We start from the raw sequence: 24,023 nt of genomic DNA on the forward strand, positions 1-24,023 counted from the left end.
TACGTTCGCTCTTGCGTGCTTCGCACCCGCTCACTTCATCGAGCCAGCAGCTTCGCTGCGAGCCCGGGTTAGCTTTCTCGACGCTAGTGAAAAATTCCTTCCTTACCAGGCGTCCTTGCCTTCGTCCCATTCTTCGTTGCGCTTCTTCGCCTTTTCCATGGCCTGCTCTGCTTCTTCGCGGGTGGCAAAGGGGCCCCAGAGTTCGGTAATTTTTGACTGCTGGCCTTCTTCGACCTGGCCGGTACTCAGGTTGTACCAGTACTGGGTGTCGTGGGGGCCAGGGGTGTAGTCATTCAGTGACACAGATAGTCTCCTTAACCTATCCTCAATCATGTTGCACGCACCACTCTACGCCCCGATAGGCAAAAGATACAGGTTTTGGCACCGGGTGCAGGCCCCCGGCCCACAGGTAAGCCGATAAGCTAGAGAGCATGTCGACAACAACTGTAAGCCACAACCTCCCCGCCGAACCGGGCAAAGCCCCCGTAGGCAACCTGACGCCCGGCGTCGTCGCCCCCATGCGCCCGGTACCCGCGCACATCATCCGCCCCGAATACGTCGGAAAACCCGAAGCCAACGAAGGCCAAGGATCCAACTTCTACACCGCCGAAGAAATCGAGCGCGTCCGCGCCGCCGGAAAAATCGCAGCCGGCGCCATCGTCGAAGCCCAAAAAATCGCCGTCCCCGGCACCACCACCAACGACATCGACGTCTTGGTGCACGAATACATCTGCGACCACGGGGCCTACCCCTCCACCGTAGACTACCGCGGCTTCACCAAGAGCGTCTGCACCTCTCTCAACGAAGTCATCTGCCACGGAATCCCCGACACCACCGTGCTCGAAGACGGCGACATCCTCAACCTCGACGTCACCGCCTACCTCGACGGCATGCACGGCGACACCAACCGCACCCTGCTCGTCGGCGACGTCGACGAAGAATCCCGCCTGCTGGTCGAACGCACCGAAGAAGCCCTCAACCGGGCCATGAAAGCCGTGCGCCCCGGCCGCGAAATCAACGTCATCGGCCGCGTCATCGAAAAATACGCCGCCCGCTTCGGCTACGGCGTCGTGCGCGACTTCACCGGCCACGGGGTCGGCCGCGAATTCCACTCCGGCCTGATTATCCCCCACTACGACGCAGCCCCGGCCTACAATACCGTCATCGAAGAAGGCATGATCTTCACCATCGAACCCATGCTCACCCTCGGCACCATCGAATGGGACATGTGGGAAGACGACTGGACCGTCGTCACCCGCGACCGCAAGCGCACCGCCCAGTTCGAACACACCATGGTAGTCACCGCTGACGGCGTCGATATTCTGACCCTTCCCTAAAACACAATCCCCCGGCACACGCCGGGACGACCTCACAAGGAGCACCCCATGAGCGAGAGCACCGCAGCCCAGGTAGCCGCCCCCACCCCCGCCGACCTCCGGATCGGTATCGACATCGGTGGCACCGGCATGAAGGGCGGTATCGTCGATACCCGCACCGGTGAGCTGGTTGGCGAACGCTTCCGCATTCCCACCCCCCAGCCCGCCACCCCCGAAGCCTGCGCGGCTGTCGTGCGTGACATCGTGGACGAGCTCCAGGGCCGGGAAATCGCCCCGGAACCTACCTCCTCTGTGGGTATCGACTTCCCCGCCATCGTCAAGAACGGGGTCACCCTCTCAGCTGCTAACGTCGATGAATCCTGGATCGGCGCCGACCTGGAGGGAATCATGAGCGAGGCCCTGGGCGGGCGGGCCGTCCACGCCCTCAACGACGCGGACGCCGCCGGCCTGGCCGAAGCCGTCTTCGGCCAGGGCAAGGGCAAGGACGGCCTCATCGCCGTCATCACCCTGGGTACCGGTATCGGTTCAGCCCTGATCATGAACGGCCAGCTCATTCCCAACACCGAACTGGGCCACCTGGAAATCGACGGCCACAACGCCGAATCCCGCGCCTCAGCCCGCGCCCGGGAAATCCACGAACTCTCCTGGAAGAAGTACGGCAAGCGCCTGCAGCGCTACTTCTCCCATGTCGAGTTCCTCTTCTCCCCCGACCTCTTCGTCATCGGTGGCGGTATCTCCAAGAACCCGGAGAAGTTCATGCCCTACTTCGAAGATGAAATCCGCACACCCATGGTCATGGCAACCCTACGGAACAACGCCGGTATCGTCGGCGCTGCCCTCTGGGCAACCCAGCAGGAAAAATAACCCCTACATTCCTATGATGAACCCCACAACCTAGGTGGGGTTCCCCCTGAGTCACAGACGGCCCCGCACGTCAACCCGCCCTGTGCGGGTCTGATGGGCAGGGCCGTCCTTGCGTCTACCCGGCCTTTCCTTCAGCTTTCATTTTTCTTTAACAAAGCAACCATAAAGTAGAACCCTGATTCCAGATAGTTCTGCCCTGACCACCCGGCTGGGCCCTGCCAGAAACCTGAGCCCATGACTCACTCCCGCCCTGTAGATACCGCATATGAGCCGGTGCGTGTTGTGCTCTACAGCCATGATTCGCAAGGCTTAGGGCATGTGCGCCGCAACCTCTCTATTGCCCACCATATTGCCCAGACCGTCCCGGCCCTCACCGGGCGTCCTGTAGCTGGGCTGTTGGTTTCCGGCCTGCCCCACGCGGCAGCCTTCCCCCTCCCTGCCGGGTTTGACTGGGTCTTTATTCCGAGCGTGCATAAGTCCAAGGGCGAATACGCCTCCCGGTCCTTGGGCACCACCACCAAGCTCTTGGTCAAGCTCCGCTCCCAGCTCCTTGAGGCCTCCCTGCTGGGCTTCGCCCCGGACGTAGTAATTATCGACCGCCATATTTTTGGGGTCATGCGGGAGCTCCAGGGGCCCCTGGCCACCCTACGGCAGCAGCACCCCAAGGCCCACATCGTCCTGGGCCTGCGGGAAATCCTGGACGCCCCCGAGGTCGCCCACGCTGAATGGTACAAAAACGGGGACCCGCTCGACCTGCGGGAGGTCATTGACTCCCTCTGGATTTACGGCGACCCGGCTATCCACCACCCGGTCAGTAGCGGGGAGATTCCGGACGTTCTGGCCGATAAGGCCCGCTTTACCGGCTACCTGGCCCTGGGCCGGGAACTCACCGAACCTTCGGGCCAGGCCCACCCGGAGAACCCCTTTATCTTGACCACGGCAGGAGGCGGGGAGGACGGCTTTGCCCTGCTAGATACCATGGTTCAGGTTGAGCCCCCTGCCGGGTACGACCACCTGGTGGTAACCGGCCCCCAGCTGGCCGCTGAACGGTTCCACCACCTGGTGGAGCAGGCAGCCCCCGGGGTTCAGGTCATTCACTCCCTGCCCGGGCTCAGCCAGCTCATTGGGCAGGCCTCCGCCGTGGTCTGTATGGGCGGGTACAACACCACCAACGAGGTACTGGCCACCGACACCCCCGCCCTCATCGTGCCTAGGGAGACGCCCCGCACCGAGCAGCTGATCCGGGCCCGGGCCCTGGCAGCCGCCGGGGTAGCCGACTACTGCCGGACGGCAGACCTCACCGTAGAGCGGGCCCGCACCTGGGTTACCCAGGCCACCGGCCGGGTGGTAGACCGCACCCACATTGAACGAGATGGCCTCTGGCGCACCGCAACCCTGGTGGCCGAAATCCTTGCCGCCCAGTCCCACGACCAAGGGGTACCTACCCCGTCACTTACCGAACCGATTACCCTCCAGGAGGACGCATGACCCGCATAGGCTACATTCTCAAGGTCTACCCCCGTTTCTCAGAGACTTTTGTGGTCACTGAGATTTTGGCGCGGGAAGCTGCCGGTGAGGACCTTTCCATTTACGCCCTGCGTCCGACCACCGACACCCGCTTCCACCCCGAACTGGCCCGGGTGCAGGCCCCCGTCACCTGGATCCCCCGTTCCTCCCAGTCAGCCCGTTTCTGGGAGCAGGTCGCCGCCTCCCTGACGGACGAGGATATGCAGCAGCGGTTCGCAAGGATCCTACCCCAGCTCCTGGAGCTATCAGCCAGCGACGTGGCCCAAGGGGTGGCCCTGGCTGCCCGGGTTCGCAAGGACGGTATCACCCACCTGCACGCCCACTTCGCCTCCCTGGCAGGACGCATGGCCTGGGTCGCCTCCCAGCTGACCGGGATCCCCTACACTGTCACCACCCACGCCAAGGACATCTTCCACGAGTCCGTAGACATGACCTGGCTACGGCGAATCTGCGCGGACGCTAGGTCAGTCATTGCAATTTCTGACTACAACCGCGCCTACCTGGAGCGCGTCCTTGAGGGCACCGGGGCCAATATCGTCTTGCAGTACAACGCCCTGGAACTAGACCGCTTCCCCTTCCAGCTGCCCCCCGTTCCGTCTGCAGGCCAGCCCCTGCAGATCGCAGCCGTCGGCAGGCACGTCCCCAAGAAGGGCTTTGCCCAGCTACTGGACGCCCTGGCCCTGCTCGACCAGCGCGGGGTTGACTTTAGGCTAACCCTGGGCGGCTCCGGTGAACTCACCGGCCAGCTCAAGCGCCAGATCACCCAGCTAGGACTAGAGCACAAGGTCACCCTGCCCGGGCCCCTCACCCAGCAGGAAGTCCGCCACCTACTCGCTAACGCCCACGTCTTTGCTGCCCCCTGCGTCCCCGCCGAGGACGGCAACGTCGACGGCCTACCCACCGTCGTCCTCGAAGCCATGGCCTGCGGCACCCCCGTGATCGCCACCCGCGTCACCGGCCTGCCCGAGGTCATTCACGACGGCCGCACCGGCCTGCTCCTCGAACCCTACGACGTCGAAGCCCTGGCAACTGCCCTAGAAGATCTTGCCGCTGGCCGGGTTGCCAGCCGGGACCTAGCCACCGGGGCCCGAGCCCTCATCGAACAGAACTTTGACAGCCGCACCCAGGCTAAAGCCCTAGCGGCCCTGGAGAAAGAAGAAAACTAATGCGTATCGCCTACGTCTGTGTTGATCCCGGTATTCCGGTCTTTGGCACCAAGGGCGCCAGCGTCCACATCCAGGAGGTCGTGCGGGAGTTCCTGGCCCTGGGGCACGAGGTCAAGGTCTTTGCTGTGCGTTCCGGCAAGCAGGTTCCAGCCGACCTCGCCACCCTACCCACAGCCTTCTACCCCATCAGCACCAAGGAGGCCGCCGAACGGGAACTAGCCCAGCAGGAGGTAGCCCAGCGCATAGTGGATGACATCCAGGCCTGGGGGGCCAACCTCATCTACGAACGCTACTCCCTCTTCTCCACCGTCATCGCTGACTCCGCCACCCCCGGCGTCCTGGAAATCAACGCCCCCCTCATTGACGAGCAAATCCAGCACCGCGTCCTGGTCCACCGGCAGGCCGCCGAAGAAGCCCTGGTGGCCCAGCTGAAGGCAGCTACCCTGGCCTACGCGGTCTCCGAGCAGGTCGCTGCCTGGGCCCAGCAGAAAGCAGACGGGGTCACCGTCCCTGCCATTCCCAACGGGGTCAGCACCAGCCGGATCACTCCCTCCCCCGAAGAGGACGGAGCCCCGGTCGTCACCTTCGTCGGCACCCTCAAGCCCTGGCACGGGGTCACCGACCTGATCACCGCCGCCTCCCTGGCCCGCCAGCCCTGGCGGCTACGCATCCTAGGCGACGGACCCGAACGCGAGAACCTGCAGGCCCAGGCCGCCGAGCTCGGCCTGGACGTCGAATTCTCCGGGGCCCTAGCCCCCGAAGACATGCCCGCCGCCCTGGCAGGCTCCGCCCTGGGCGTGGCCCCCTACCCGGCCCCGTCCGCCAGCGACGACCACTACTTCTCCCCCCTCAAGGTCTACGAGTACCTGGCCGCTGGCCTACCCGTCGTCGCCACCGCCATCGGCCAAATCCCCGACATTATCGAAGGGGCCGGTACCCTGGTGCCCGGATCCGACGCCCCCGCCCTTGCAACCGCTATCGACGAGCTGGCAGCTAACCCCCAGCTCAGGGAAACCTACGGCAGGCAGGCCCGCCACCTGGCCGAAACCAAGCATTCCTGGGCCCAGGTTGTCGAACAGGTCTTTGCCCTAGCCCATGTACCGGACGGTGAGGTAGCCCGTGGCTAAACGCATTCACAAGAAAGCCCTGCGCCGCACCCTCGAACTCATCGGGCCCGACATCAAGCCCCAGCGCACCCTGGCCGCCAGCGGCACCCTGGCCCTCCTCTTCGAGGTAGCCTTCCGCGTGCTCGAACCCTGGCCCCTCAAAATCGTGGTGGACGCCCTCTCCGTCAGCCTGGGTGCCCAGCAAACCGGCCCAGCCGCCTCCTGGACCCTCCTGATCTGGTGTGCCCTGGCCCTGGTCGGAATCGTCGGCATGCGGGCCCTGTCCAACTACCTGGCCACCGTCGCCTTCACCCTGGTTGGCTCCCGGGCCTCCACCCTGCTGCGTGCCCGCGTCTTTAACCATGTGCAGGGCCTGCACCAGGGCTTCCACGCCCGCAACCGCTCCGCCGATACCGTCCAGCGAATCGTCGGTGACGTCGCCAAGCTCCAGGAAGTAGCCGTCACCGCCGGCCTGCCCCTGATCGCCAACATGCTGACCCTGGTGGTCATGCTGGTGGTCATGCTGGTGATCGACCCCATCCTCTCCCTGGTGGTGGTTATCGCCCTGGTCATCTTCCCCCTCATCTCCCGGGGGACGGCCAAGAAAATTGCCCAGGCCTCCCGCAAGACCCGCAAGGCCGAGGGCCAGCTAGCCAATACGGCCCAGGAATCCCTCTCCTCTATTAAGGTGGTGCAGGCCTACGGGCTGGAAGACCACATCGGCCAGCGGTTTGTCTCAGCCAATAAGAAGTCCCTCAAGGACGGCGTGCGGGCCAGGCGGCTGGCCGCCCGGCTTGAGCGCGGTACGGACGTGATCGTCGGTGTCGCCACGGCTGCCGTCATGCTGGGCGGGGCCTGGCGGGTCATGGAAAACCACATGACCATCGGCGATTTGGTGCTCTTTACCACCTACCTCAAAACCACCATGAAACCCCTGCGTGACATGGCCAAATACACTGGCCGTATTGCCCGGGCAACCGCTAGTGGCGAGCGCGTCGCTGACCTGATGGACATTGAAAACGACCTGGTGCAGCTGGCTGAGCCTGAGAAGCTGGGCCAGGTTGAGGGCCGACTGGTCTTTTCTGATGTCTATACCGAGTATGAGGGGCACCCGGTCTTGCGGGGGCTGAATCTGACGGTTGAGCCCGGTGAGTTTGTGGCTGTGATTGGCCCCTCGGGTGCGGGTAAGTCTACCTTGGTGAGCCTGTTGGGCCGGTCTCAGGATCCGGTGTGGGGTACGGTCAGTATTGACTCGACGACTATTGCCACTACGGATATGGAGGAGTTGCGGTCTAATATTTCGCTGCTGCACCAGGAGGCTGTGCTCTTTACTGCCTCGATCCGGGAGAATATCCGCTATGGCCGTTTTGACGCGACCGATGAGGAGATTGAGGCAGCTGCCCGGGCGGCCCATGCTGCCCCCTTCATTGAGAAGCTCCCTGATGGATATGACACCATGGTTGGTGAGCGGGGCGGTACCCTGTCGGGTGGTCAGCGTCAGCGTATTGCGATTGCCCGGGCCCTGCTGCGGAATACCCCGATTGTGGTGCTGGATGAGGCGACGACCGGCCTGGACCCTGAGTCTGCTGGCCTGGTCATGGACGCTATCGAGCAGCTGGTTGAGGGGAAGACGACCCTGGCGGTTACCCACGATACTGAGGTTGCCCTGCGGGCTGACCGGGTGGTCTGGTTGCAGGACGGCCGGGTTCAGCTCGATGGCTCCCCGGCTGAGTTGTTGAAGTCTTCGAAAGTGTTTAGGACCTGGGTGTCTGCTGGTGAGCAGAACCCTCATGAGTTGCGAGTGGAGGTCTAAAGTGGGTGTTTCTGCTACTGTTGCAGCCCTCGATGCCCTGCTGGATCCTGGTTTCCTGGCTGAGCTCTTGGGCCAGTCTGTGGAGCTGACCAGCCTGCGGGTCAAGCCCGGCACCTCCCTGCTTGCTGGGCTGCGTCCCGTCCCTGCCTCCTTGGGGTCTGCCGGGGCGGACGGCGTCGGGCAGACTGGTGCTGGCCAGGACGGGCCTGCCCCGGCCTGGGTGCGTCTGATGTGGCCTGCTGGGGCCGGTAAAACCTCCCGGCACCAGGCCAAGGCTGAGGCCCTGGGGCTGGCTGCCCCGGTCTTTACCCCGCCCCTCCCCTTCCTACCAGGGGCCCTGCTGCAGGTGGGCCCCCTCGCGGCTGACCCCAAGCTGATGAAGCCCCTGGCTGACACCGGCGTCCTGGCCCAGCCTGAGGCCCGGGTTCTGCGCTATAACCCTGCCCGCCGGGCCGTCGTTGCCTACCAGGACCAGGAAACCGGGGGCACCCGGGTGGTGCGGGTCCTGGCCGGGGGTAAGCTGGCCGATACCGCCGTCCACCAGTTCCTGGCTGCCCACCTGCCCGTCCCCGAGCTGCTACCTGCCGATTCGGCTACGGGCCTACCTGCCCTAGCCTTTGTGGGAGACAGGGACCTGTCAGGGGGCCAGACCCCTGAGCAGGCTGAGGCTGCCGGGGCCCTCTTCGCCCGGCTTCACGCTGTGGAACCCTCAGCCGACCTAGCCCGGCACCTCGCTGGCCGGGAATCCGACGGGGCCCAGCAGTTGCAGATCCACGCCAGGGTGCTTGAGCCCCTGGCCCCGGATCTTGCTACCCGCTGCCTCACCCTGGCAGGCCGCCTACCTGCCACAGCTGGCCAGCCCGTGCTTATCCACGGGGACGCCTCCCCCGACCAGGTGCTCACAGAGGGGCAGGGGGTAACAGCCCGCTACTGGCTCACCGACTTTGACCGGGCCCACCTGGCCCCACCAGCCACCGATCTAGGCTCCTACCTGGCCACCAGCGACCCGGTCGCCGGGGCCGCCTTCCTGGAGGGCTACTACGGGGCCGGGGGACGCCCGGTGGCCGGGGACCAGATTCAGCTGGGTACCGCCCATGCCCTGGCCCACCGTCTCACCGAGCCCCTGCGCACCGGCCGTCCTAGCTGGCGGCAGGAGATTGACCACCGACTCACCCAACTTGAGGAGCTGCTATGACCCTCTCCCCTGCCCTGGCAGCCGTCCGCGCCGCCCATGCAGACCAGACCCCCGGGCCTGTGCGCCGGGCCTGGCCGGGAGCCGACGGCACCCTCACCGCTGAAATCGTGGACGGCAACGGCCACCTTCGCGCCGCCACCGTCGACGCCACCGGCTCCCTCCACCTGCTTGACTCCGGCCAAGACCGCAAGCTCCCCGAACTTGCGCCTGACCTGGCCGCCCCCGGCGCCAGCCTGCTGGTCCACCGGGCCGGTAAGCGGGCCGTCGTCAAGCACCCCGAGAAGGTCACCAAGCACCTCAAGGCCGCCAAGGTACCCGGCGTGGTTTTAGCCACCCAGGCCGTAGGCTTTTTAGCCTCCGACGTTGGCTTCACCACCGCCCAGGTCATCCAGGTCACCGAAACCTCCCTAGCCACCAGCCTGCTCCCCGGCACCACCCCCTACGAACTCGCCGAGCAGAGCATAGGGGCCTGGCAACAGTTCGCCACCCTCTGGCCTAGGTTCCTAGCAGCTGGGGCCTACTACCACGCGGCAGGAGGCACCATACCCGGCCCCGGCGGGCCCTTCCGCCCAGCGGAGCACGGGGCCGCCCAGGAGAAGGCCGTCCTTGACACCTGGCTCGCCCAAGCCCGAACCCACGGATCCATCAGCGGCCCAGGAATCGACCCCAGCGACCTCGACGACCTCACCGCCAGTGCCACCTCCACCATGGCCCGGCTCCTGTCAGGCCCGCCCAGCCCCACCGCCCTACTCCACCGCGACCTTCACGATAAGCAACTGCTCTGGGACGGCACCCACCTCGGAATCCTGGACCTCGACACCGCTGCCTGGGGCGAACCCGAACTCGACCTCGGCAACCTCATCGCCCACCTCGAACTCAGAACAGTCCAGGGCAAAATCAGCTACGACACCTACCTCGAACAACTCGAACACGTTCAAGGCATGGCCGTCAACACCGTCAAAAACCGGGAAAGACTAGCCCTCTACACCCAAGCTGCCCGCATACGCATCGCCTGTGTCTACAGCTTCAGACCCACCTCAGCCGACTGGCTCGGAAACTGGATCACCAGAACCCTCACCTAGACCCGGCACCCACCACCCCAGCGGGGTTAGAGCCATCACACCGACAAACTCAACCCCGCGTCTTATCATTTGAAATAACTCCACCACTTTAAGGAACCAAAACCATGAAAATCTCTGTTATCGGCTGCGGCTACCTCGGCGCCGTCCACGCAGCAGCAATGGCCCACCTTGGCCACCAAACCCTGGGCGTCGACGTCGACGCCACCAAAATCGAAGCCCTTTCAGCAGGCAAGGCCCCCTTCTTTGAACCCGGCTTCCCAGAACTGCTCCAAGGCGCTCTCAACGCCGGTACCCTCAGCTTCGCCCTGGCCCCCGCCAGCGAAGAACTTGCGGACGTCGACGTCCACTTCATCGCCGTCGGCACCCCCCAGTCTGAAGACGGCAAAGCTGCCAACCTGACCTACGTCGAGGCAGCCCTCGACATGATCCTAGCCGCCCTCCCCGAAACCGGCCCCACCGAAGACGGCACCCCCCGCACCGTCATCGTCGGCAAATCAACTGTGCCCGTTGGCACCGCCGCCCGCCTGGCCGAACGAGCCGAAGCCGCAGGAGCCGTCCTCCTCTGGAACCCCGAGTTCCTGCGCGAAGGCTTCGCCGTCAAAGACACCCTGCACCCCGACCGCCTGGTCTACGGCCTGCCCGACACCCCCGCCGGAATCCGCGGAGCCGCCGCCCTCGACTCCGTCTACGCCCCCCTCCTGGCCGAAGGTATCCCCCTCATCAAGACCAACTACCCCACCGCTGAACTCGTCAAGGTAGCAGCCAATTCCTTCCTGGCCACCAAAATCTCCTTCATCAACGCCATGGCAGAACTTTGCGAAGCCACCGGCGGCGACGTCAGCGAACTCGCCCACGCCATCGGCTACGACGAACGCATCGGCAACAAGTTCCTCAAGGCCGGTGTCGGCTTCGGCGGCGGCTGCCTGCCCAAGGACATCCGCGCCTTCATGGCCCGGGCCGAAGAACTCGGCGTCTTTGACGCTGTCTCCTTCCTCCGCGACGTCGACGCCATCAACCAGCGCCGCCGCGACCGCGTCGTCACCCAAACCATCCAAGCCTTCGGCGGAAACATGGACCTAGCCCGCGTCACCGTCCTCGGGGCCGCCTTCAAACCCAACTCAGACGACATCCGCGACTCACCCGCCCTCGACATCGCCGTCCGCCTGGCCGAAACCGGGGCATCCGTCACCATCAGCGACCCCGAAGCCCTCCACGGAGTTGCAGCCCGCTACCCGGCCCTCACCTGCGTCCGCGACCCCTACCAGGCCCTCGAAGGAGCCCAAATGGTACTGCTTCTCACCGAATGGGGAGAATTCCTCGAACTAGACCCCGCCCGGGCAGCCACCCTCGTAGAGACCGCCCGCATCATCGACGGCCGCAACGCCCTCGACCGCGACGCCTGGCAGGCCGCCGGCTGGGACTACCAGGGCCTCGGCCGCTAAACCCCACCCCACACACCAAGGACGCCCACCGCTTCAGAAACAGCGGTGGGCGTCCTTCATTTCAATATCTAGCTACTGAGGCTCTAGGCCTACAAGAGGGTGGGCTGCTCCCCCGCCCCCAGGCCCGCCTCCCGCAGGGCGGCAATGGCGCGTTCAAAATCGTCCAGGGACTCAAAGGCCTGGTAGACACTGGCAAAACGCAGGTAGGCGACGGTATCAAGCCGCGACAGCGGCTCCAAAATAGACAACCCCACCTCGTGGGCGTCAATCTCAGCCAGGCCCTTAGCCCGGATAGCCTCTTCAACCTCCTGGGCCAGCTTGGCCAGGTCGTCCTCCCCCACCGGGCGGCCCTGGCAGGCTTTTCGCACACCAGAAATAATCTTGGCCCGATTGAAGGGTTCAGTAACCCCGCTGCGCTTAATCACTGACACTGCCGTTGTTTCAACGGTCGTGAAGCGCTTGCCGCAGTTGTTGCACTGGCGGCGGCGGCGAATGGCCGAGCCGTCGTCAGTGGTGCGGGAATCAACGACGCGGGACTCAGCCTTGCGGCAGAAAGGGCAGTTCATGTGGTTCCTCCTCGGGGCCTAGGCTCCGCTGGTTCGCACGGTGATAGCCTCCCCGTGGGCGGGTAGGTCTTCGTCATGGGCAACAGCAACAATGGCCTCGCCGATTTCAGCCAGCGCCTCCTGGCTGTAGTTGATCAGCTGCACAGCCTTCATAAAGACGGTGGTGTTCAGCCCCGAGGCGTAGGCGGCTGACCCGCCGGTGGGCAAAACATGGTTGGAGCCGGCCGCGTAGTCACCCAGGGGCACCGGAGAGTAGGGGCCGATGAAAATAGCCCCGGCATTGCGGACCCGCCCGGCCACCTCTTCTGCCTTCTCAGTGTGAATTTCAAGGTGCTCGGCGGCGTAGGCGTCAGCCACCGCGATGGAGGCCTCAAGGCTGTCGGTGAGCACCACGCCGGACTGGGGGCCGGTCAGGGCGGTGGCAACGCGCTCGCTGTGCTTGGTGGTAGCAGCCCGGCGGGTGATAGCTTCTTGGACGGCGGCGGCTAGGGCCGGGCTGTGGGTAATGAGGACGGACCCGGCGTTGGGGTCGTGTTCGGCCTGGGAGATCAGGTCGGCGGCGACGTAATCGGGATTAGCGGTGTCGTCGGCAATGACGGCGATTTCAGTGGTTCCGGCTTCGCCGTCCACACCCACGACGCCTTGGAGGGCCCGCTTGGCCATGGCAACGAAGATGTTGCCGGGGCCGGTGATGGTATCGACGGGCTCAAGAACCTCACCGGCGTCGTCCAGGCCGTAGGCCATGGCACCCAGGGCACCAGCCCCGCCGATAGCCCAGATTTCGGTAATACCCAGCAGGCCAGCGGCACCCAGGATGGTGGGGTGGGGCAGGCCGCCGAATTCCTTTTGGGGCGGGGTGCAGAGCACAATGGAGCCGACGCCTGCCGCTTGGGCGGGAACGGTGTTCATAATGACCGAGGAGGGGTAGACGGCCAGGCCACCGGGTACATAGACGCCGGCGCGGCGCACGGGGGTCCAGCGGTTGGTCAGGACGGCCCCGGGGGCAACTTCGATAGTCTGGTCTGCAGGGCGTTGGGCGGCTGCAAAGGCCCGGGTGCGTTCGATAGCGATTTCAAGCCCGGCCCTGACCTGGGGGTCCAGGGAGGCGACGGCGTCGTCAATGGCACTCTGGGGCACACGCAGGACCCCCTGCTCTACTCCGTCGAAACGGGCGGAGAGCTCCCGCAGGTAGTCAGCGCCGCGGGCCTGTACGTTCTCAAGGATCTCATGGACGGTAGTGAGCGCGTTCCCTACGAACTCTGTGGTTTGGCGCGGGACGAGACGGCGCAACTCGGCATAGGTATGGGTGCTGCCGCGCAGGTCAATGGTGCGCAGGGTGAAGTCGGCGGGAACTGGGGAGGTCTGGGTGTTTTCTGATGTGCTCACCCTCCTAGTTTACAGCCGACTGTGCCACTTACTCCCGAATGTGGTAGTTAGACTGCCCCATTCGGGAGTAAGTGGCACATTCGCCAGGTGCTCTTTTCTGACTAGCCTCTATGACGACTCTGTGACTTAACCCATGAGACCCCTCTCACATTAAAGTGAGACGGGCATAAGTAGCCCCTTATACTCAAAACTGTCTGGAAATCCCAACAGGTAGGAGCAAGGTAGCTCCGCCTAACACGTTTCCACCTCCCCCGCCCCGCGTCACACCCAGCCCAGTAGCGTACATGTGGCGCACCCTATCACTGCAAGGACACACCATGAAGCGTTCCCTCAAGGCCACCCTCGCAGGTGGCGCAGCCATCATCCTTCTTGCCGGCGGCGCAGGCACCTTTGCCCGCTGGTACGACACCTCCGAGGTCGGCCAGACCACCATCACTACCGGCCAGCTCTCCCTCTTCACCGGAGCCGGAATGTGGAAAATCAACACCGCCACCAACCCCCAGGTCAGCTGGCCGTTTGACCCTGCAACCGACAAGATCGTCCCCGGTGACGTGCTCACTTACACCACCACCGCCACCCCCACCATCATCGGCAAGAACCTGGTTGCTGAGCTCACCGCCTCAATGGACGGCACCGGCCTTGAGGACCTCATTAGCCCCCAGCCTCAGCCCGGCAAGATCCACTACACCGCCGTCGTCACCGATGATCAGGGAACCCCGGTCACTACCCTCACCGAAAAAAATTCCGGCACGACCTACAATGTCACCCTGACCCTGACCTTCCCCGAATACACCAACACCACCGAGGCATCAGCAGCCGGCACCAACACCCCTGATGACACCTGGTACGGCCAGCTGATGCAGGATAAGACCATTAATCTGAATGCCCTGAAGGTAACTGTTACCCAGACTAATCGCTAGTCTCTAACCCCATGCCCCCGCAAGCCCGTCAGCCCTTGAGGCCGGTAGCCTGGCGCCTACGTCGTGCCCTGATTGCTACCGGCCTGGGGGCTGTCGTGCTTTTAGCTGGGGTTTCTGGGGAGACAACCCTGGCCCGGCTGGCTGATTCCCAGCAGGCCACAGGCCCCCAGCAGCTCACCACGGGGGCCCTCAATCTGGAGGTTGGCGCTTTCACAGGAGGCAGCATCTACGGGGTGCAGGCCCATCCTGTTTCTGCCCAGCGGTCGATTCCCCAGGCTACCTGCCAGGTTCTTCCCGCGCCTCGGGAAGCTGACTCTTTCCCGGATCTTTCTGGGCTCACAACACCTGGAACTCGGGTGCAGGATGTCTGCTCGCTGCCCAATTCAGCCACGGCCCTGACCCTCTCGGGCGGGGATCTTCTTGCCCTCACCTATGAGCTCACCCTCACCGCCGAGGGTCAGAACCTGACCGGCCACCTGGTCCTGACCCCAGAAGATTCCCAGCTACCTGCCCCCTACCAGATCCTGGGTGCCCGGCTGGTTGCCCAGGGGCAGGACGGCGGCCAGGCGGCCAAGGCTGGGGACGACGGCATCGTCCGCCTCCCCTTTGGCCCCGGTGAGGGAGCCCCCAGAACCTTTACCCTGACTGTCCTGACCCGGGTAGCCGGCTCTGCTGCGTCCGCTGAAGAGCTAGCTCACTTGACCCAGCAGACCTGGGTGCCCCGGTTCAGGGTCTATGCAGAGCAGGATTCCCGATGAAAAAACGTGCCATTCTTGCCCTTGCCGCCCTGCTCCTGGTGGCTGCCCCCACCGGGGCGGGAACCGACGCCAGGTTTGCCACGCCCCCTACCACCCTGGGCGGGGAATTGACCCTCACCACAGACCAGCACGGGGTAAGTACAGACCTCGATCCCACGACCTTTCTCCCCCAGTCCCTGACCTCAAGCCCGGGAATTGTGGTCACCAGTCAAGCCACTACCGGGGATATAGCCCTGCGCATCAACGACCTTACGGTGAGTCTTCCTGAGCAGCAGGCCGGTTTGCGCAACTCCCTCTGGAAAGACATGAGCCGGTACGGCATGACCTACTCGGTCTACCTCACCACAGACCTGGCCCCCGGCTCCTGCGCCGGGGTAGAGCATTCACCAGGTGCCCAGCGCATTACCCCCGTCTACCAGAGCCTTGACCTTTCCCAGGGACCCCAGGCCCTCCCCCTTGAGATCTCGCCGGGCCCCCTGATGGCGGCCCAGGGCGTCCTTCACCTGGCCCCGGGGCAGGGGATCAAGCTGTGCCCGGTGGTGACCGAGCCGAAAAATACCTCCCCCGAGGCCCTGCTCTCCTTCTATCTTGAACAGTTGCTTGAAGCCCTCACCACCACGGTCACGGTTGAAACAGCCCTGCCCGGTGCGGCCCCGCTCACCCCTCAGCCAGCCCCCGGTATGGCTGATGTAAGGTGGTCTACTTCAGCTTCGGCCTCCGTCACCACAGCCCTAAACCTTCCTGCAATCCAACCCCAAACCGGCCCGGCCCACCACGGTTTTGAAAATCGCAAGTACGCGGCAACTGCCCGCTATGACGTGCTGAAATGGCGCTGGCCTACTTCCTGGGCAGTGGACGGACGTCCGCGCGGCAGCACCCTCTACGGGGTTCAGGTTCTCTACCGCCCCACAGGAACAGACAAGCCCTTCACCCCGCTCTCAGGTTCAATTGACGCTTCGGCAGCCTTCACCCGGGTTGTGGACCAGGCCGACGGTATCTACCGGCCTGAGCAGTATGTAGCCTGGGCTACTGAAGATTGGCGACGCGGGGCGGTGGGCCTGCACCTGGCCAACTGGGCTGATCTGGGTTCCCCCCTACCGGCCCCGTCCGGCCAATACAGCTACGGGCTGGACCTCAAGTTCCGCTTTTTGATTGCGGACGCCGGGGGCACGGACTCGGGCTACTACATAGATTCCCCCTTCTACTACCAAACCCAGCAGACCTTCCGCCGGGCCAAGCCCACCCTGGCCACAGATGAAGTCAGCCAGAGTTATCAGGTAGTTGAGGTCCCTGCTGAAAGTAACCTTCCCGACTACTACCAGGGGTGGGGGGTCAGCCGGTGAGGTTCCTGAAAAGCAGCCGCACTTCTGCCCCGGCACCTCAAGAAACCGGTGACCAGGCACCGGAGCAGACCGGGGCGAAAGGCCCCCTTGCCCGCCTGGCCAGCGTCCTGACCCTGGTGCTGGGTCTGGCCGTCCTAACCCTGCTGTTCTTAACCGTGGCTTTGCCCGCCCTGCTGGGCTGGGTGCCACTCACCGTCCAGAGCGGGTCCATGGAGCCTACCTACCCTGTTGGCTCCCAGCTGGTGGTCGCCCCGGTGGAGGGCCAGGCCCGTAAGGAATTGGTGACAGGGCAGGTCATTACTTTTATGCCCAACCCTGATGATCCTACCCTGGTCACCCATCGGATTCAGTCGGTGGCTGTCCAGGCGGACGGGCAGGTTGCCTACCGCACCCGCGGGGACGGTAACCAGGTGGATGACCCGGAGCCGGTCTACGACAAACAGGTGCGGGCGGTGGCCAAGTACCATGTGCCCTATATGGGGTATGTTGCCCAGTGGCTGGATCCGGCCAGTAAGCGGACGCTAACCATGGTGGCTGTTGCCCTGCTTGCGGGCTATGCCCTCTATCAGGTGGTAGCTGCCGGGGTTGAGAAGGCCCGGCGGGCTGGGACGGCGCAGGAGCAGAGCGATGCTTGAGGCTCTGTTTCTGACCCTTGGTTCCCCTCTTGAGGTGTGCCCGGCGGGGAATCTAGCTGATGTGGTTGTTACTGATTCGTCCGGCCAGCAGGCGGCCCTGGGCCCTGAGTTCACGGGGCTGGAACTTACCCTGGGTCCGCTTGCCCCGGGCAGTTCACAGGATTATCGCCTGAGCCTGGTGAATACCAGTGAGCTGAGCACCTATGAGCTGGTGGTGACGCTTGAGGGTGTTGAGGTCCCGCAAGTACTGGTGACCGGAGCCCACCCCTTGCTGGTTGAGGCTGGGCTTTCAACCGGGGAGACCAGGCAGTTTGCTGGCCCCGGCCAGGGGGTTGCGGTGTCCCAGTCCTTGGGGAGCCTGGGCCCGGGCCAGAGGGCTGATCTGGTGCTTGATTTTGCCTTGGGTGCCTCGCCGGTTCTTTCCCGCGATGGGATGGATGAGCAGGCGGTTTTTGAGGTTGGCCTGGGGGCTACCGTGGATTGCCGGCAGGGTGTAGAAGGCCAGGACGAGGTGGAGTCGGGCGGGGATATGCCCGGCGGGAGCCAGCCTGTTGGCGGCCGGGTGAGCGATCGGCCCGTGGATGACAGCCAGGCGGCTTTGGATTCCCAGGCTAGCACCGGCCCGCAGTCCTTGGCCCGCACAGGCATGTCTTCCCTAGCCCTGGTGGGGCTGGGGGCTGGTCTGGTGCTGGTGGGCCTTGCCTGCCGGGCGGGTGGGCGGCGGTCTTCTGCTTCTTAGGCGGGGTTGGCTGGTAGCTGACTGTTGAGCTGGTGGGCAATGGCCTGCCAGCCGAGCGGACGTTTGCTGGCTGGGAGTTTGTCGACGATGGTGAGGTAGGATTCGGCAATCAGTTCTGCCAGGAGGTCTTGGGTGAGGTCTTCGCTGGTGGTGAGGGTGTACCAGTGGGTTTTGTTCATGTGCCAGGCTTCTTGGGCTGCCGGGTGGGTTTCGATGATGGCGGCGACGTCTGCCGGGTCGGCTTTGAGGTTGACCAGTTGGGTGCCGTCCTTCTCGGCCAGCACCATGAACCATTTGCCGCCGACGCGGGCAGCTTCGGCGTCGCTGCGGGGGCTGAAGCGGTAAATTTCAGCCCCGGGTAAGGCCAGGGCGTGCGCGGACGCTGCTTCATAGAGGGCGCGGGAAGTGGTAAGGGGCATAGTCTCCAGTGTAGCGCTCCGTCTCATCCCCGGGGGCTTCCCGCCAAACCATGGTGGGAGGAACCAAGTCCTATGAGATGGAGCCCAAGGGTAGGAAACCTGCACTCCCAACCGCTACCTATTCCGCTCAATCACGAGTTCAGAGACCACCAAAGGCTTATGCCCCACCCGGTAGACTGGGGTCCATGGAAACCCTCATGCTCACCCTGAGTTCCGGCGCTGTCAGTGGGATCCGCCCCTACCTAATGCTCCTACTCCTGGGTCTTTCTGGCCGCTTCTTCGGCCTGGATATCGTCCCGGCCGCCCTGCAACGCACCGACGTGCTCGTCATCGCGGGCATCCTCGTCCTCGTAGATTTTGCCGCCGACAAAATTGCCCTCTTTGACTCCTTCTGGGACACCGCCCACACCATCATCCGCCCCGTCGCCGGCGGCGCTATCGGCTACCTCCTCAGCGGAGAAACAAGCACTACCAACGCACTCATTCTCGCTGCTGTCGGTGCCGCCAGCGCCTTCGGCGTCCACGCCACGAAAACCAGTGCCCGCGCCGTCGTCAACCTCTCCCCCGAGCCTGTCTCTAATATCGCCGTGAGCACCGGTGAAGATATCGCCGCCTTCTTCTTCGGTATCTTCGCCCTCATCCTTCCAATTCTGGCTGGCTTCGTCGCTCTCACCGTCATCATTCTGGGGGTCTTCATTACCGCCTACCTGGCACGCCGCGTCATTCCCCTGCTCAAAAAGCGGAGGGAAGGACGAACGGCCTAGCTGCCCCAGGCGTCCGGCGGGAAACTTAAACGAACTGCGGGGTTTCTTTCGAGGTGCGGTAAGAATCACCGCGTTTCGAAAGAAACCCCGCAAGTCACGATTCAGGCGCAATAGGTATCGAGCACATAGACCAGCGCACGAAAACCACACGCCCTAGGCGCCAGGTAGCCTACTTACCCTGGGCTGCTGCCTCATCAGCTGAAGCAACGGTGAAGCGGGTACCTGCGTGGGCCGGGATTTCGATTTCGTCAATGGCGGCAACCGCAAAGTCCTGGGTGGAGACAAACATGCCGGCGGGTACATCCAGCTCGGTGCGGTAGTCACCGGTGCGGACGCCGGGGGCAATCATGGGTGAGGGGGCCAGCATGGTCCAGTTCAGGCCGGACGCAGCCCGGTAGTCGCCCAGAATCTCAGCGAAGGTCTTGGCTTCGGGCAGGTATTCGGCGGGGAAGTCGGGGCTTTCCAGCAGCAGGCCCTCGCCAGCGTTTAGGGAACCAGCGCCGCCAACAACCAGGAAACGGCCGGTGGGGGCAGCGGCGATCAGGGCGCGGTGGGCGGCGATAGCGGCGGAGTAGTCGTCGCGGCTGGCAACGGAAATGACGGTGGCATCTGAGGAGTTAATGACCTCTACCAGGGCCTCGGTGTTGGCCAGGTCGAGGGCCTGGGTGCCTGCTGAGCCGCTGCGGGTATAGCCGGTGACCTTGTGGCCGCGCTCCTGGGCTTCTGCAACGATTGCTGAGCCGACCATACCTGCTGCGCCAATAACTGAGATGTTCATGGGGTTTCTCCTTGATGAAGTGGTTTTCTGTATCGAACAGTTCTATAGTATGTTTTAGAAACTAATTACCTCAAGGTAACTATTAGAAGATGATAAAAAAAAATTTCCGAAAGGCCACCCATGACATCATCGCCCCAGGTCAGCGCGGACGTCTGCCCCGGCTCCCAGCCTCTAGAAGAGCAGCTGCCCGCCAACGTCCTGAGCCAGCACTGCCCCTCCCGCACCGTGCTGCGCCACCTGACTGACCGGTGGACGCCCCTGATCGTCACCGTGCTGTCAGCCGGGGAGCCGGTACGCTTCAAGGACCTCAAAAACACTATCGAGGGTATTTCCCCCAAAGTTCTAACCGAAACCCTGCGCTCCATGGAACGCGACGGTCTCCTCACCCGCCACCTCACCGCCAGCGTCCCCCCGCGCGTAGACTACCAACTCACCCACTTAGGACGCACCACCGTCGAGCCCCTGGCAGCCGTCCGCATCTGGGCCGAAACCCACCTTGATGAGGTGCTAGCCAACCGCGAGCGCTACGACTCCCAGCTTTAACGAACTGCGGGGTTTCCTTCGAAATGCAGCAGGAAGCACCGCATCTCGAAGGAAACCCCGCATGTCACCATGTGGAATCCGCTTCTAGCCTCTTAGAAGTCCAGGCAGGCCGGGCCAAGCAGCACCTTCAAGTCCCCAAACAGGGCCGGGTTGGGGGTCACCCGCAAATCAGCCCCCAGCCTCAGCATGACCCGCTTGGTACGGGTCATCAGTGCAATGCGCACCTCGGACTCCCCCTTGTGATTCTTGAGAATATCCCGCAACTGGTGCAGGGTTTCTTCGGTGGCCTTGTACTCGGGCACGACGATGGTGACCGGCCCGCCGGTACCGTCGGCTGAGATCTCCGGTATGTGTAGCTCCTGGGCGCTCAAGGTGACAGAACCATCGTCGCGGCGTTGCAGGCGGCCCTTGATGGTGCAGATGAGGTCTTCTGCCAGGACGCCAGCGATTGGCTCGTAGGCCCGGCCGAAGAACATGACTTCCATGGAGCCGGTGCGGTCTTCGATTTCGAGGCGGGCGTAGGGGTTGCCGGAGTTCTTGGCAATTCGGCGGGAGACGCTGGTGATCATGCCGGCGACGGTGACAATGGCGCCGTCGGGCTTGACTGAGTCTTCTGACACTAGGCCCTGGATGGTGGAGTCGGAGAGGGCGTCGAGGGCGTCTTCGAGGCCGCGCAGGGGGTGGTCGGAGACGTAGAGGCCCAGCATTTCGCGCTCGAAGTTGAGTTTGTCGCGTTTTTCCCATTCGGGGACGTCGGGGACCTGGACGGCTAGGTCGTTGGCCGGGTTGTCGTCTTCTAGTCCCAGCCCGCCGAAGAGGTCGAACTGGCCAGCGGCCTCCTGGCGTTTGACGGAGACGGTGGCGTCGATGGCTTCTTCGTGGATCATGGACAGCGGGCGACGGTCGTGCCCCAGGGAGTCAAAGGCCCCGGCCTTGATGAGGGAGTCCACGGTGCGCTTGTTGCAGACGACCATGGGCACCTTGGCCAAGAAGTCGTTGAAGTTCTCGTAGCGCCCCTTTTCCTCGCGGGTGTCGACCATGGCTGCGACCACGTTGGCACCCACGTTGCGGATCGCGCCCATGCCGAAGCGGATGTCGTCGCCGACGGGGGTGAAGTTCAGGGCGGATTCGTTCACGTCGGGCGGGAGTACCGTAATTTTCATGTGGCGGCACTCGTTGAGGTAGAGGGCGAGCTTGTCCTTATCGTCGCCGACGGACGTGAGCAGGGCGGCCATGTATTCCTGGGGGTAGTGGGCCTTGAGGTAGGCGGTCCAGTAGGAGACCAGGCCGTAGGCTGCCGTGTGGGCCTTGTTGAAGGCGTAGTCGGAGAAGGGCAGCAGAATATCCCAGAGGGCCTTCACTGCCCCTTCGGAGTAGCCGTTATCAATCATGCCCTGGTGGAAGGTGGCGTACTGTTTATCCAGTTCCTCCTTCTTCTTCTTACCCATAGCGCGGCGCAGAATATCTGCCTCACCCAGGGAGTAATTAGCGACCTTCTGGGCAATCGCCATAACCTGCTCCTGGTAGACGATCAGGCCGTAGGTGGTATCGAGAATCTCGGCTAGGGGCTCTTCGAGCTCCGGGTGGATGGGGGTGACTTCCTGCAGGCCGTTCTTACGCAGGGCGTAGTTGGTATGGGAGTTAGCGCCCATGGGGCCGGGGCGGTAGAGGGCCAAGACCGCCGAAATGTGTTCAAAGTGGTCAGGCTGCATGAGCTTGAGCAGCTGACGCATGGGCCCGCCGTCGAGCTGGAAGACACCCAGGGTGTCGCCCCGGGCCAGGAGTTTGTAGGATTCGGCGTCGTCCAGTTCCAGGGTTTCAAGGTCTAGGTCTTCGCCGCGGTTGAGCTTAATGTTCTCAATGGCGTCCGAGATGATGGTCAGGTTTCGCAGGCCCAAGAAGTCCATCTTGATCAGCCCCAGCCCTTCACAGGTGGGGTAATCGAACTGGGTGATCACCTGGCCGTCCTGTTCACGGCGCATAATGGGGATCACGTCAATGAGGTCGTGGCTTGACATAATGACGCCCGCCGCGTGAACACCCCACTGGCGCTTGAGGCCCTCCAGGCCCTTGGCTGTTTCAAAGACCTTGGAGGCATCCGGGTCGTTCTCAATCAGGTCGCGCAGTTCCTGGGCGTCGTTATAACGCTTATCCTCGGGGTTGTAGACGTTGGCCAGGGCAATGTTCTTACCCATGACGTCCTCGGGCATGGCCTTGGTCAGGCGCTCGCCGGTGGAGAAGGGGTAGCCCAGCACACGGGAGGAGTCCTTGAGGGCCTGCTTGGCCTTGATGGTGCCGTAGGTGACGATCATGGCCACCTTGTCTTCGCCGTACTTCTCGGTCACATAGTGAATCACTTCAGAACGGCGGCGATCATCGAAGTCCACGTCGAAGTCGGGCATGGAGACGCGGTCGGGGTTGAGGAAGCGTTCGAAGATCAGGTCGTGTTCCAGCGGGTTCAGGTCGGTGATACGCATGGCGTAGGCGACCATGGAACCTGCGCCCGAGCCACGCCCCGGGCCCACGCGGATCCCGTTCTTCTTGGCCCAGTTGATAAAGTCAGCAACGACGAGGAAGTAGCCGGGGAAGCCCATCTGGGCAATAATCCCTACCTCGTACTCGGCCTGCTTGCGGACCTCATCGGGCACGCCCTTGGGGAAGCGGTAGTGCAGGCCGCGCTCCACCTCCTTGACGAACCAGGATTCCTCGCTCTCCCCCTCTGGCACGGGGAAGTTGGGCATATAGTTGGCCTTGGTGTTGAACTCAACATGGCACCGCTCTGCGATTTCCATGGTGTTGTTGCAGGCCTCGGGGTAGTCGCGGAAGAGTTCGCGCATTTCAGCCGGGGACTTGAGGTAGAAGTTATCGGCGTCGAATTTGAAGCGCTTGGGGTCCTGCAGGGTGGAGCCCGACTGGACGCACAGCAGGGCGGCGTGGGCCTTGGCGTCCTCTGCGTGGGTGTAGTGGAGGTCGTTGGTGGCCACCAGGGGCAGCTTGAGTTCCTTGGCGAGTTTGATGAGGTCAGCCATGACATTCTTTTCAATATCAAGGCCGTGGTCCATCAGCTCACAGTAGAAGTTCTCCTTACCGAAAATATCCCGGTAGTCGCTAGCTGCCTGCAGGGCCTCCTGGTACTGGCCCAGACGCAGGCGGGTCTGTACCTCCCCCGAGGGGCATCCGGTCGTGGCAATCAGGCCCTTACCGTAGGTCTGCAGCAACTCCTTATCCATACGAGGCTTATAGAAATGCCCTTCCAGCGAGGCCAGCGAGGACGCCCGAAACAGGTTGTGCATACCCTGGGTATTCTCAGCCCACATGGTCATGTGGGTATAAGCACCACCACCGGAAACGTCATCACGGCCACCCTCACCAAACTTGACGCGGGTGCGGTCCTGGCGGGCAGTACCCGGAGTCAGGTAGGCCTCCACCCCAATAATGGGCTTCACCCCGGCATTATTAGCCTTATTCCAAAAGTCAAAGGCCCCAAAGAGGAAGCCGTGGTCGGTGGTCGCCAGGGCGTTCATCCCCAGCTTCTTGGACTGCTCAAACAGGTCCGTCAGACGGGCAGCACCGTCGAGCATTGAATACTCGGTGTGCACATGCAGGTGGGTAAAGTCAGCGGTGGTCACGGTACTGCCTC

Annotated in this window: 22 protein-coding genes; 16 read left to right on the plus strand and 6 right to left on the minus strand. The window is 63.5% G+C overall.

What is annotated here, in order from left to right:
• Positions 1 to 102 precede the first annotated feature (102 nt).
• The gene (locus L7A15_RS04305) at positions 103 to 303 is read right to left on the minus strand and encodes an SPOR domain-containing protein (protein ID WP_135011355.1); all 201 of its coding nucleotides are present in this window, start codon (positions 301 to 303) and stop codon (positions 103 to 105) included.
• Positions 304 to 431: 128 nt separating this feature from the next.
• On the opposite strand from L7A15_RS04305, the gene map reads away from it, so the two are divergent.
• The 9 genes from map (at position 432) to L7A15_RS04350 (ending at position 11,532) form a co-directional block, all read left to right on the plus strand.
• Positions 432 to 1,337 (plus strand): type I methionyl aminopeptidase, encoded by a 906-nt coding sequence (gene map / locus L7A15_RS04310; RefSeq protein WP_237208373.1) that lies wholly within the window; start codon positions 432 to 434, stop codon positions 1,335 to 1,337.
• 48 nt (positions 1,338 to 1,385) lie between these two features.
• The gene (gene ppgK, locus L7A15_RS04315; RefSeq protein WP_237189628.1) at positions 1,386 to 2,201 is read left to right on the plus strand and encodes a polyphosphate--glucose phosphotransferase; all 816 of its coding nucleotides are present in this window, start codon (positions 1,386 to 1,388) and stop codon (positions 2,199 to 2,201) included.
• 234 nt (positions 2,202 to 2,435) lie between these two features.
• Complete coding sequence (locus tag L7A15_RS04320) at positions 2,436 to 3,689, plus strand: glycosyltransferase family protein (RefSeq protein WP_237208374.1); 1,254 nt, start codon at positions 2,436 to 2,438, stop codon at positions 3,687 to 3,689.
• Positions 3,686 to 4,894, plus strand: coding sequence for a glycosyltransferase family 4 protein (locus tag L7A15_RS04325; protein ID WP_237208375.1), 1,209 nt, complete (start codon positions 3,686 to 3,688; stop codon positions 4,892 to 4,894). The genes L7A15_RS04320 and L7A15_RS04325 overlap by 4 nt, the downstream gene beginning before the upstream one ends.
• On the plus strand, positions 4,894 to 6,021 hold the full coding sequence (locus L7A15_RS04330) for a glycosyltransferase family 4 protein (RefSeq protein ID WP_237208376.1): 1,128 nt from the start codon (positions 4,894 to 4,896) through the stop codon (positions 6,019 to 6,021). The genes L7A15_RS04325 and L7A15_RS04330 overlap by 1 nt, the downstream gene beginning before the upstream one ends.
• Positions 6,014 to 7,813, plus strand: coding sequence for an ABC transporter ATP-binding protein (locus L7A15_RS04335; RefSeq protein WP_237208377.1), 1,800 nt, complete (start codon positions 6,014 to 6,016; stop codon positions 7,811 to 7,813). Before L7A15_RS04330 ends, L7A15_RS04335 begins: the two co-directional genes overlap by 8 nt.
• 1 nt (position 7,814) lies before the next feature.
• Entirely contained in the window at positions 7,815 to 9,008 is a 1,194-nt protein-coding gene (locus tag L7A15_RS04340; RefSeq protein WP_237208378.1) for an aminoglycoside phosphotransferase family protein, read from the plus strand.
• Positions 9,005 to 10,090 (plus strand): phosphotransferase family protein, encoded by a 1,086-nt coding sequence (locus L7A15_RS04345; RefSeq protein WP_237208379.1) that lies wholly within the window; start codon positions 9,005 to 9,007, stop codon positions 10,088 to 10,090. The genes L7A15_RS04340 and L7A15_RS04345 overlap by 4 nt, the downstream gene beginning before the upstream one ends.
• Positions 10,091 to 10,194: 104 nt before the next feature.
• Complete coding sequence (locus L7A15_RS04350) at positions 10,195 to 11,532, plus strand: UDP-glucose dehydrogenase family protein (protein ID WP_237208380.1); 1,338 nt, start codon at positions 10,195 to 10,197, stop codon at positions 11,530 to 11,532.
• 89 nt (positions 11,533 to 11,621) lie between these two features.
• Here the strand turns inward: L7A15_RS04350 and nrdR are convergent, their stop codons facing one another.
• Both nrdR and hisD read right to left on the minus strand, forming a co-directional pair.
• Positions 11,622 to 12,098, minus strand: coding sequence for a transcriptional regulator NrdR (gene nrdR, locus L7A15_RS04355; protein ID WP_237189620.1), 477 nt, complete (start codon positions 12,096 to 12,098; stop codon positions 11,622 to 11,624).
• An 18-nt stretch (positions 12,099 to 12,116) separates the two neighbouring features.
• Positions 12,117 to 13,484, minus strand: a complete 1,368-nt coding sequence (gene hisD / locus L7A15_RS04360; RefSeq protein WP_237208381.1) for a histidinol dehydrogenase — start codon at positions 13,482 to 13,484, stop codon at positions 12,117 to 12,119.
• 317 nt (positions 13,485 to 13,801) lie between these two features.
• Between hisD and L7A15_RS04365 the strand changes: the two genes are divergently transcribed.
• From L7A15_RS04365 to L7A15_RS04385, 5 genes are all read left to right on the plus strand, one after another.
• Positions 13,802 to 14,404 (plus strand): alternate-type signal peptide domain-containing protein, encoded by a 603-nt coding sequence (locus L7A15_RS04365; RefSeq protein WP_237208382.1) that lies wholly within the window; start codon positions 13,802 to 13,804, stop codon positions 14,402 to 14,404.
• An 11-nt stretch (positions 14,405 to 14,415) separates the two neighbouring features.
• The gene (locus L7A15_RS04370; protein ID WP_237208383.1) at positions 14,416 to 15,162 is read left to right on the plus strand and encodes a hypothetical protein; all 747 of its coding nucleotides are present in this window, start codon (positions 14,416 to 14,418) and stop codon (positions 15,160 to 15,162) included.
• Complete coding sequence (locus L7A15_RS04375; RefSeq protein ID WP_237208384.1) at positions 15,159 to 16,505, plus strand: hypothetical protein; 1,347 nt, start codon at positions 15,159 to 15,161, stop codon at positions 16,503 to 16,505. The genes L7A15_RS04370 and L7A15_RS04375 overlap by 4 nt, the downstream gene beginning before the upstream one ends.
• Positions 16,502 to 17,140: a signal peptidase I gene (locus L7A15_RS04380; RefSeq protein WP_237208385.1), complete on the plus strand. Its 639-nt coding sequence runs from the start codon at positions 16,502 to 16,504 to the stop codon at positions 17,138 to 17,140. The genes L7A15_RS04375 and L7A15_RS04380 overlap by 4 nt, the downstream gene beginning before the upstream one ends.
• 61 nt (positions 17,141 to 17,201) lie before the next feature.
• Complete coding sequence (locus L7A15_RS04385; RefSeq protein ID WP_237208386.1) at positions 17,202 to 17,879, plus strand: hypothetical protein; 678 nt, start codon at positions 17,202 to 17,204, stop codon at positions 17,877 to 17,879.
• On the opposite strand, the gene L7A15_RS04390 is transcribed toward L7A15_RS04385, so the two are convergent.
• Complete coding sequence (locus L7A15_RS04390; protein WP_237208387.1) at positions 17,876 to 18,298, minus strand: MmcQ/YjbR family DNA-binding protein; 423 nt, start codon at positions 18,296 to 18,298, stop codon at positions 17,876 to 17,878. The genes L7A15_RS04385 and L7A15_RS04390 overlap by 4 nt on opposite strands.
• A gap of 197 nt (positions 18,299 to 18,495) precedes the next feature.
• Between L7A15_RS04390 and L7A15_RS04395 the strand changes: the two genes are divergently transcribed.
• Positions 18,496 to 19,062, plus strand: a complete 567-nt coding sequence (locus tag L7A15_RS04395) for a DUF4126 domain-containing protein (protein WP_237212314.1) — start codon at positions 18,496 to 18,498, stop codon at positions 19,060 to 19,062.
• A gap of 169 nt (positions 19,063 to 19,231) precedes the next feature.
• On the opposite strand, the gene L7A15_RS04400 is transcribed toward L7A15_RS04395, so the two are convergent.
• Positions 19,232 to 19,840, minus strand: a complete 609-nt coding sequence (locus L7A15_RS04400) for an NAD(P)-dependent oxidoreductase (RefSeq protein ID WP_237208389.1) — start codon at positions 19,838 to 19,840, stop codon at positions 19,232 to 19,234.
• Between the two features lie 120 nt (positions 19,841 to 19,960).
• Here L7A15_RS04400 and L7A15_RS04405 point away from each other — a divergent pair, with 120 nt between their 5' ends.
• On the plus strand, positions 19,961 to 20,383 hold the full coding sequence (locus L7A15_RS04405; RefSeq protein WP_237208390.1) for a winged helix-turn-helix transcriptional regulator: 423 nt from the start codon (positions 19,961 to 19,963) through the stop codon (positions 20,381 to 20,383).
• A 92-nt stretch (positions 20,384 to 20,475) separates the two neighbouring features.
• On the opposite strand, the gene dnaE is transcribed toward L7A15_RS04405, so the two are convergent.
• Entirely contained in the window at positions 20,476 to 23,964 is a 3,489-nt protein-coding gene (gene dnaE, locus L7A15_RS04410) for a DNA polymerase III subunit alpha (protein WP_237208414.1), read from the minus strand.
• Positions 23,965 to 24,023: the final 59 nt, after the last annotated feature.

It is taken from the genome of Rothia nasimurium, from assembly GCF_928391935.1.
Classification (GTDB): Bacteria; Actinomycetota; Actinomycetes; order Actinomycetales; family Micrococcaceae; genus Rothia; species Rothia nasimurium_D.